General features: G+C 60.7%; 9 protein-coding genes. 6 read left to right on the top strand and 3 right to left on the bottom strand.

Annotated features, from left to right (window positions below; translation table 11 throughout):
- Window positions 1-235: 235 nt before the first annotated feature.
- Window positions 236-409: a hypothetical protein gene (locus tag PG899_RS23370; protein ID WP_425306230.1), complete on the bottom strand. Its 174-nt coding sequence runs from the start codon at window positions 407-409 to the stop codon at window positions 236-238.
- 9 nt (window positions 410-418) lie between these two features.
- Window positions 419-676 (bottom strand): metal-sensing transcriptional repressor, encoded by a 258-nt coding sequence (locus PG899_RS23365; RefSeq protein WP_019396551.1) that lies wholly within the window; start codon window positions 674-676, stop codon window positions 419-421.
- Between the two features lie 224 nt (window positions 677-900).
- Here PG899_RS23365 and PG899_RS23360 point away from each other — a divergent pair, with 224 nt between their 5' ends.
- From PG899_RS23360 to PG899_RS23350, 3 genes are all read left to right on the top strand, one after another.
- On the top strand, window positions 901-1,998 hold the full coding sequence (locus tag PG899_RS23360; RefSeq protein ID WP_008786738.1) for a cation diffusion facilitator family transporter: 1,098 nt from the start codon (window positions 901-903) through the stop codon (window positions 1,996-1,998).
- Between the two features lie 43 nt (window positions 1,999-2,041).
- On the top strand, window positions 2,042-2,419 hold the full coding sequence (locus tag PG899_RS23355; RefSeq protein WP_247141920.1) for an ArsR/SmtB family transcription factor: 378 nt from the start codon (window positions 2,042-2,044) through the stop codon (window positions 2,417-2,419).
- A gap of 1,005 nt (window positions 2,420-3,424) precedes the next feature.
- Complete coding sequence (locus PG899_RS23350; RefSeq protein WP_215270799.1) at window positions 3,425-4,369, top strand: replication initiation protein; 945 nt, start codon at window positions 3,425-3,427, stop codon at window positions 4,367-4,369.
- A 198-nt stretch (window positions 4,370-4,567) separates the two neighbouring features.
- Here the strand turns inward: PG899_RS23350 and PG899_RS23345 are convergent, their stop codons facing one another.
- Window positions 4,568-4,849, bottom strand: a complete 282-nt coding sequence (locus PG899_RS23345) for a hypothetical protein (RefSeq protein WP_082020691.1) — start codon at window positions 4,847-4,849, stop codon at window positions 4,568-4,570.
- Between the two features lie 211 nt (window positions 4,850-5,060).
- Here PG899_RS23345 and mobC point away from each other — a divergent pair, with 211 nt between their 5' ends.
- The 3 genes from mobC to PG899_RS23325 all read left to right on the top strand — a co-directional run bounded on the left by mobC (window position 5,061) and on the right by PG899_RS23325 (window position 7,210).
- A complete protein-coding gene (gene mobC, locus PG899_RS23340) occupies window positions 5,061-5,462 on the top strand; it encodes a plasmid mobilization relaxosome protein MobC (RefSeq protein ID WP_039168860.1) in 402 nt (133 codons plus the stop codon).
- Between the two features lie 704 nt (window positions 5,463-6,166).
- A complete protein-coding gene (locus tag PG899_RS23330) occupies window positions 6,167-6,868 on the top strand; it encodes a hypothetical protein (RefSeq protein ID WP_223938277.1) in 702 nt (233 codons plus the stop codon).
- A complete protein-coding gene (locus PG899_RS23325) occupies window positions 6,869-7,210 on the top strand; it encodes a hypothetical protein (protein ID WP_039168756.1) in 342 nt (113 codons plus the stop codon).
- Window positions 7,211-7,599 lie beyond the last annotated feature (389 nt).

Here is a 7,599-nt window from a genome sequence, read left to right as displayed (position 1 = left end):
GTGTTTCATGATCCGGCTGTCCGGATCGGTGAAGCTTTCCTGATCACGGTCATCCGGCACACCAAACTCGCGTTTGTGGGGTTCTAGGGATTTTCCGTCCAAATGCGACATTCAGACTGCTAAGTGATTGATTTATTGTGACTGGCTATGTGAAGCGCCAAAAAAGTAATACCCCTCTGGAGGCCGCGGACGGCGTGGCCTCCAGAGCACTTTGTCGTTTTTGGACGGAAAATCCCTAGAACCCCATCTTGATGGCCAGCGCCGTCCCGAGCACCGCGCCTGCATCCGCGCCGGCCAGCTCGTAGGCCAGCAGGCCGAGCGCCACCGTCATCAGGCCGGTGCCGACGAGCGCGATCACCTGGGCGGTGAACAGGTGGCGGTAGGTGCGGTTATTCAGGACGGAGAGCATCGGACGGCCTCAGAGCAGTTTGGTCAGCGCCTTCATTTCGGTCAGAACGGAGTCCTCGTCATGGGACAGGCAGTGGTCGATGTGGTCGTGGATCAGGACGCGCTTGGCCGCCGTCACCGCGCTTTCCACCGCCGCGAGCTGGCGGGCGATGTCGAGGCAGGTTTCTCCCCCTTCGATCATCCCGATGACGTGCCGCAGATGCCCCTCGGCGCGCTTGAGCCGCTTCACCAGGTCGGGATGGGTGGTGTGCTTATGCATGTCTTCCATGCTGAAATCATATCCCCCCAGGGGGGATACTGCCACTGGATGTTAGATCAACGGCTGCTTGCCAGGCGGGGGGAATGGTCGCCGAGCCAGGCTAAGGCAATTGCCCGGAGCGGCATCCCGGCCGTGGTGAGACGCGAACACAAATGTGTACAACAATTCACATGAGAACATGTTCATGTGTTATATTTTGAGCCACAGTCAAAGACCCAGTTTCCCGAGGCCCCATGTCCCAATCCCACGCACATGACCATGGTCACGATCACGACCATGATCATGACCACACCCCGACCGTGACCAGCGCCAACGAGCGCAAGGTCCTGCTGTCCTTTTTCCTGATCTTCGGCTTCATGGTCGTGGAGGCCGTCGGAGGCGTGCTGTCGGGCTCGCTGGCCTTGCTGGCCGACGCGGGCCACATGCTGACCGACGCCGCGGCGCTCGCACTGGCCTACGCAGCATTCCGGTTCGGCCGCCGCGCGGCCGACAGCAAGCGCACCTTCGGCTACCTGCGCTTCGAGGTCATCGCCGGTTTCCTGAACGCCGTGACCCTGTTCGCGATCGTCGCTTGGATCGCCTACGAGGCGTGGGAGCGGCTGCAGGCGCCGCCCGTGATCCTGGCCGGCCCGATGATGATCGTCGCCGTGCTCGGCCTGCTGGTGAACGTGCTCGTGCTGTGGATCATGACCCGCGGAGAGACCGATCACGTCAACGTGAAGGGGGCCATCCTGCACGTGATGGGCGACCTGCTCGGCTCGGTCGGCGCCATCGTCGCTGCGATCGTCATCTACCTCACGGGCTGGACGCCGATCGATCCCATCCTGTCGGTCCTGGTCGCGGCGCTGATCCTGCGCAGCGCATGGAAGCTGCTCGCCAAGTCGATCCACATCCTGCTGGAAGGCGCGCCGGAGGATGCTTCGCCGGAGAAGGTGGAGCAAGGCCTGATGGGCGCCGTGCCGGGCCTGGCGGCCGTCAGCCACGTTCACGTGTGGCAGCTCACCTCCGGGCGCACGATGGCCACGCTGCACGTTCGCCCCAACGTGGACGAGGAAGCACGCGCCGTGGTCAAGCGCGTCGAAGCGGTGCTTCGAGAGCAATTCAGCATCGAACACGCCACGGTCGGGATCGACTGGAACTCGGGCACCGACGAGAACGTCTGCAGCTTGCAGCCCACGTCGGAGCGTCAGGACCACAGCGGCCACGATCACAGCGGTCATGACCACAGCGGGCACGACCACAGCGGCCATGATCATGGCAATCACAAGCATGGCGGCGGGCACAGCCACGGCCATGACCACGACCATTCCGCTCCTGGTCACAGGCATTGAGGCCGCGCGAGCCGGCTCGCACTCCACTTGAGGATTTGCATCCATGACGTCCCGCAAAACCACCAGCGCCGACACCGCGCAATGCTCGACCACCAGCCACGACGCGGCGACCGATGCCCTCGCAATGTCGCAAAGTGACGTCGCTGTTCTGGCCGAGACCTTCCGCCTGCTGGGCGACCAATCGCGATTGAAGATCCTGCTGCAGTGCATGCATGGCTCGGTCGCCGTGGGGGACATCGCCGAAGCGCTCGACCTGTCGCAGTCTCTGGTCAGCCATCACCTGCGGCTGCTGCGCGGTGCGCGCCTCGTGCGCGGCGAACGCCAAGCCAAGCACATCTTCTACAGCATCGCGGACCAGCACGTCAGCCAGGTGCTGCAGGACATGGTGGTCCACATTTCCGAGGACAAAGCCGACGACTGACCAGGCCCAAGCACCCAGGCGAATGGCAGGTTGCGAGGCGCCGGTACCCACGCCGCCGGTTAGCCTCAAGGACGTCCTCGATGCGGCCTGGGCGCAACACCCTGAATCGCGGGCCCTGCCTGGGCGCCGGGATGCCGCGCAGGCACAGCAATGGGCGGCGGCAGCTTGGACGCCTGAGCCTCCCGCGCTCGCAATCACCCACAAGACCGACCGGTTCAACCGCACAACGGCACTCGTGAGCTGGATGTCGGAGTGGCCACAGCGACGACGCGGGGTTTTCCCACCACCTTGTCCATGCAGCCTGCCCGCTAGGGCAACCCAAAGGGCTTGACCTTGCCTTCGTTGTAACGCCTAGCCTCCACACAAATTTCTGCAGAGCGCTTCGGAAGGGCCGGAGTCCTGCATCCAAGAAAGGGGCACTTCGGGGTTCTAGGGATTTTCCGTCCAAATGCGACATTCAGACTGCTAAGTGATTGATTTATTGTGACTGGCTATGTGAAGCGCCAAAAAAGTAATACCCCTCTGGAGGCCGCGGACGGCGTGGCCTCCAGAGCACTTTGTCGTTTTTGGACGGAAAATCCCTAGAACCCCATATTCGCCAGTTCCCCCCGGTTGAGTACGAACTGGCGATCTATCAAGGCTCACCGTGGCTATGGGCCGATGGAAAGCCGCTGATCGACCTCCTCGATGCGACCTCTTGGGGTGGTGCAGCCATATCCGTTCCTGCTCCCTTATCGGGTGCAAGGGGGCGTGACGTGTTGCGGTAGCGAAAGCGGTGCGGTAACTTGTTGTCCAGAAAAGACAAACCCCGAAGCTCTGCTGATCAACTTGGCGGAAGACTCAGAGCATTCGGGGCCGTTCACAAAGAACAGGAAAAGCATAACACATGCACGATCTCAGACAACCCTGCACCGCCAATAAGCGCGGTGATCTCTGACTCAGACGGCCCAAAACCTCTTCATAGACAGGCTTCCGCGCCGCCCCTACTGCACCAACGACAAATCGATGGGGCTGCTCATTCGTCCGCAGGCTACTGCGCTGGGCTATAGCCACATCCAGTTCAACCCGCCGCCGCATGTCGCCATGCTGGTGTTCGACGTGGACAAGAAGCACCAGCATGACCCCCAGCGCGATGGCTACCACGAGTGGCAGGATAGGGGGCTGCCTGCCCCGCACTGGATCTCGATCAACCCAGAGAACGGCAATTACCACCTTGGTTACCTGCTGGCCTCGCCCGTGGCGCGATCCAGTGTCGCCAGATTGGGGCCGTTGCGTTACCTGGCTGCCATCGAGCACGTTCTAGCGAAACGATTGGGGGCCGATCTGAGGTATGCAGGGCTGGTCACAAAAAACCCCGTCCACAGCGATTGGATGACGTTCTGGCACGACATTGAACCCTACACCCTCGACTATCTCGCCGAGTTTTGCCCAGATGCTGATCTGGCGGCCTTTAGTGGCCGTAAGCGCAAAGAAGCGAGCGGGTTGGGGCGTAACATAGAGGTGTTCGATAACGTGCGGGAATGGGCCTATAAGGCCGTCAGACGGTTTTGGCGGCCCAACGGCTATGACGCATGGGCCGATGCCGTGCTTGCGGCCTGTGAGAGCGCCAATGCGTTTGGCTTGGAGCAAGGCGGTCCGCTGCCAGTGTCCGAGATTAAGTCTACGGCCAAGAGCATTGCCCGCTGGGTCTGGCGGAACCTAACTCCGTCCGCGTTTGCGGATTACGTTGATCGGACACATACCTCCGAGATCCAAGCGCGGAGAGGGGCTAAGGGCGGTAAGGTATCCAAGGGAGGGGGAAGGCCGAGCAATAGCGGTAAGGACAAGTCCGATCTATTGCCGGAGGTTCTGCGGCTTAAGGCTCAGGGGTACACCAACCGCGATATAGCGGACGATCTTCAAATCTCCCCCAGTACGGTGAGCGTTTACCTAAAGCGTGATCATCCGTGATCGAAACAAGCCTATATCAGATAACAGCGCCCGAAAGGGCGTTCTCGAGCTTTTGCCTTTTAGTCTTAAAAATCCTTTTAGAGCGGATCCTTGGCGAGGTGGGGAACGGCCGGACCGAAGGCCGTCCATCGCCCCCCGGCTCTATCGGGGGGTGTGGGCGGGGCCGTTGTCCACGGAGCGATCTTGCTCTGGCCCCGGTTACTCGTCTGCCGGGATCGCGTAGATCGCCCGCTCTATCCGCTCCAGCGTTTCCGCGTCCACCATCTCCGTGATCCCCTTGACCTTAGCGAAGGCCAGAATGGTTTTTACTGCCCTCAGATCATTCCTGTTTAACGTCACGGTAACGTTTATTTCCTGTTGCTTCGCCCGGTAGGTAGCCTGCCGTTCTGCCCCCGTCTTGGCTGTCCCTGTCTTTGGTCTACCACGACCTCGCCTGATGCCGAACATGTCCCCAGTTCCCTGATCCGCTGCGTCCTTCATGATGCTCTTTCCTGTCACTGTTACGGTAATTCATTATCTGTCACGGTGACGTTTATTGCAAGTTGCCGACCCCCTCGTTTTCTGCTTTACTGGTATTAAGCCAGCCGACCCCGTATTACATTACGCCCGCTTCGCGGTCTCCATGTATCCGGGGGCTGGTGAGGGGCTCCGCCCCTTCAAACCCCACGCTGCTACGCCGCTTGGAGAGCCAATGACAAAGCCAGAGCTAAAGACAACAACGGCCAGCCTTCGCCTCGATCCTGCCACCCTGGCCAAGTGGCGCCAGGGGGCCAGCGACGAGGGGCTGACCCTCTCCGACTGGCTGAGAGCCAAGGTGGATGCCGACCAGCAAACCCATATATCCCCCGCCCGGTCGCGGCGGGAACGAGACCCCCGCCACCTGGCAGATCCTGCGCTAATGCGCCAGCTCGCGGCGTTGGGATCGAACCTCAACCAGATCGCCAGGGCGGTGAACGAATGCCGCCTGGTAGGGAGCTCGGTTCACCTGGTGGAGCTGCTGACGTTGCTACGTAGCATCGAGGAGAGCGCCGGGAGACTACTGCCGCAGCTTCCGCCTCCGCCGAACCGGGAGGATGACGGGCATGATGATTAAGTTCCTGGCTCATGGCACCGGTAAGGCCAGCAGTGCGGCGACCTATTTGCTGGACAGTCACGACCACAAGGGCGAGGAACGTGCCGGGGTGGCGGTGTTGCGGGGTGATCCGCAGCAGTTCGCCGCCGTGGCGGACTCGCTCGATTTTCAGCATCGATACCGGAGTGCGGTGATCTCCTGGTCGGAGGAAGAGGCCCCCAGTGACGCCGAGATCGGCGCGGTGCTGGACGACTTCGAGGCGCTGTCCTTTGCCGGACTGGATAGGCAGGACGTGCATCTGACCGCCGTGCAGCACCGGGAGGCCGGGGGCGGTGTCCACGTCCACATCCTGGTGCCCCGTGTTCACCTGGGCACGGGTAAATCTCTGAACATTGCCCCGCCCGGACATAGAAAAGACTTTGACGCCCTGCGGGATAAATGGAACTACGGCAAGGGCTGGGCCAGACCAGACGACCCGCTCCGGGCACGGCTGATACAGCCCTCCTTTGACGCCTACAAGGGCCAGCAGGACAGGACTGCCATCAAGCGGCAGATAGGGGATCACCTGCTTGGGGCGGTGGCTCAGGGGCTGATCCGCGACCGGGGCGAATTACTCGAGTACCTGGGCGAGGTGCTCGAATTCGAGATCACCCGCCAGGGCAAGGACTACATCACGATCAGGCCGGAGGGATACCCGCAGGGCATCCGGCTCAAAGGAGAGCTGTATGGAGAAGGGTGGCGAGCTGAAAACACGCTTGAGCGAGAGACTAGCGCAGCGGCAAGCCGAGGAGCTGGCCGAGGTGGCCACGTTGACCGAGGCCAATCTGACACAGCTCAGCGAGCGTTTGACAAAGCATGTGAGCGCCGAGCTGAGTACAACCAGGGACGCTATTCGGCAGCAGAGCGAGCAGATCACCACGTTGTTAGGTTCACAGCAGAGCGCCTTGGAACAACAACAGGCGACCGTGGACGCGCTCAAATGCTTGAGCTTGACGGACTTGGAGCAGATCCAAAAGGGGTTAAACGACGCGATCACTCTCGCCCAGGGGAAGGCAATCGAGCAGGCGATCGATCCGCTCAGGACGGCCCTAGAGCAACTCAAGACGGACGGGGAGGCCCTGAGTCTGGTGACGTTCCGGGGATGGCTCAAACCGCTGCTGATATCGATGGCGGTGATCCTAGGGGCCGGGGGCAGTACCTGGGGGGTGGCAGCGTACCTGGCGAACGAGATCACCGGGCAACTGACCGAGCTTCAGAGCCTAAACCAGCAGATCAGCACAGCCCAACGGACCCTAGACAGCTTGCCCAAAGGGGTGACGTTCGTGCGCGACCGAGATGGGCAGTACATCGTGGCGAGGCAGATCGATACACCGTTCAAGATGGACGAAGGGACGTACAAGGGCCTGATGGCCGTGGGGGTGAAGTAGATGACCGAATTAGAGCGGCTGCTGACAGCTCAATTCGAGCGGATGGAACAACGGCACCAGGACGAGACGATGGACTTGCGGGCGCAGCTCGACGCGCAACAGCGCGCTTTGAAGAGCTTGCAGGCGCAGTTGCAGAGCACATTGGGCGAGTACGAGAAGCATTGCGCCAGCTTACACACCGCCTTCGTGGCCTTGGAGAAGAGTACCAGGAGCGAGCTAGCCAGCATGGGCCGGAGTTTGGACCAGACCAACCGGGCTACCGGAGCAGCACTTGGGTCATTGAACAGCAGTGTGAGCATAGTCAAAAGCTCGCTGGAGAGCTTGAACAAGGCGCAGAGTTGATCGTCGATAGGGCCGCGGTGCTGCGAAAAGAGCAGAGCCAGAGTAGCGGGTTGAGTATGTAATATAACGTCACAGTGACAATAATTAAGTAGATCGGGTATGAAATCAGGTCGGTTGGGTACTCCTGACGCGGTGGCGCATATTGGGGTTCTAGGGATTTTCCGTCCAAATGCGACATTCAGACTGCTAAGTGATTGATTTATTGTGACTGGCTATGTGAAGCGCCAAAAAAGTAATACCCCTCTGGAGGCCGCGGACGGCGTGGCCTCCAGAGCACTTTGTCGTTTTTGGACGGAAAATCCCTAGAACCCCATCCTAGAGCGCACGAATGAGGGCCGACAGGAAGCAAAGCTGAAAGGAATCAAATTTGGCCGCAGGCGTACCGTGGA

This window comes from Aeromonas sp. QDB39 (genome assembly GCF_027707585.1).
Taxonomy (GTDB): Bacteria; Pseudomonadota; Gammaproteobacteria; order Enterobacterales; family Aeromonadaceae; genus Aeromonas; species Aeromonas hydrophila.
Note: the sequence above shows the minus strand (reverse complement) of the source record. Positions and strands in the feature narration are given on the sequence as shown.